Source organism: uncultured Aurantimicrobium sp. (assembly GCF_936931525.1).
GTDB lineage: Bacteria > Actinomycetota > Actinomycetes > Actinomycetales > Microbacteriaceae > Aurantimicrobium.
The window spans coordinates 1-1708 of record NZ_CAKZII010000111.1 but is presented as its reverse complement, the minus strand read 5'-3'; the positions used below and the strand labels follow the sequence as shown (position 1 = coordinate 1708).

The window sequence follows — 1708 nt, the reverse complement described above, 5'->3', positions numbered from 1 at the left end:
AGACGCGTGCGAATACGTGCGGCTAGCTCTCCTGGGTTGAAGGGCTTGACCATGTAGTCATCAGCACCTGCTTCAAGGCCAGCAACAACATCTGCGGCGTCACCCTTGGCAGTGAGCATGATGATGGGAACGCCTGATTCCTGGCGAATCTGACCACACACTTCAATACCGTCAAAGCCAGGAAGCATGAGGTCAAGTAGAACGAGGTCAGGCTTGTGCTCGCGGAATGCAGCAAGTGCTTCTGCGCCATCGGCACAGAAGGAAGGCGTAAAGCCTTCTCCTTCCAGCACAATGCCGACCATCTCCGCCAAGGCGGCATCGTCGTCTACAACCAGAATGCGTGCACTCATGGATTAGAGCCTAGTCTTGTGTGCCCCGAGAAAGAATCTCGGGGCACACAAGTAGTGGCTAGTAGCGGTAGTGATCTACCTTGTAAGGGCCTTCAACAGGAACGCCAATGTAGGCAGCCTGCTCAGGTGAAAGCTCTGTGAGGACAACACCAAGAGCATCAAGGTGAAGTCGTGCAACCTTCTCATCAAGGTGCTTTGGAAGCACGAAGACGCCTACTGGGTAGTTCTCGCGACGAACAAAGAGTTCGATCTGGGCGAGAACCTGGTTGGTGAAGGAGTTGCTCATCACGAAGGAAGGGTGACCAGTTGCGTTACCCAGGTTCATGAGACGACCTTCAGACAGCACGAGGATGCTGCGGCCGTTAGGCATGATCCATTCGTGAACCTGAGGCTTGATTTCCACGCGCTGAGCACCGGGAAGGCTTTCAAGACCTGCCATGTCGATTTCATTGTCGAAGTGGCCAACGTTAGAAACAATCGCGTTGTGCTTCATGGCGAGCATGTGGTCGAGGGTGATGACGTCCTTGTTACCAGTGGTGGTAACGAAGATGTCGACCTGGTCAACAACAGACTCGAGAGTTGCAACCTGGTAACCGTCCATTGCTGCCTGAAGTGCACAGATGGGGTCAATCTCGCTGATGATGACGCGAGCGCCCTGTCCGCGAAGTGCCTCAGCAGAACCCTTACCTACGTCACCGTAACCACACACGAAAGCAACCTTGCCGCCCATGAGGACGTCGGTTGCACGGTTGATGCCGTCGGTGAGTGAGTGGCGAATTCCGTACTTGTTGTCGAACTTGCTCTTGGTGACAGAGTCGTTGACGTTGATGGCGGGGAACAAGAGTTCCTGCTTGGCAAAGAGTTCGTAAAGACGGTGAACACCAGTGGTGGTCTCTTCGGTCACACCGATGAGCTCAGAAGCAACTGTGGTCCAACGGTTTGGAGTTTCAGCAACAGTCTTGCGGAGCAGTTCAAGGATGACACCATACTCGTGGCTGTCAGTAGCAGAAGTAGCAGGAACTGCGCCTGCAATTTCAAACTCACGTCCCTTGTGAACGAGGAGAGTAGCGTCGCCGCCGTCATCGAGGATGAGGTTGGGCCCAATCCAGTCTGCGCCAGCTTCAGCGGCTTCTACAGACCAGTCGAAGATGCGGTCGGTGCACCACCAGTACTCTTCGAGGGTTTCACCCTTCCAAGCAAAGACAGGGACACCAGCAGGTGCTTCTGGGGTTCCAGTTGGGCCAACAGCGATTGCTGCTGCTGCCTCGTCCTGGGTAGAGAAAATGTTGCAGCTTGCCCAGCGAACCTGAGCACCGAGATCAACAAGGGTCTCGATGAGAACGGCTGTCTGAACCGTC

The 1708-nt window shown here is 54.7% G+C and carries 2 protein-coding genes; both read right to left on the bottom strand.

What is annotated here, in order from left to right; genetic code table 11:
* The coding region (locus Q0362_RS05205) for a response regulator (RefSeq protein ID WP_298119588.1) at positions 1–350 on the bottom strand (350 nt) is incomplete at its 3' end.
* A 58-nt stretch (positions 351–408) separates the two neighbouring features.
* Positions 409–1708 (bottom strand): adenosylhomocysteinase (ahcY, locus tag Q0362_RS05200; RefSeq protein WP_298120761.1); only part of this gene is annotated, 1300 nt, incomplete at its 5' end.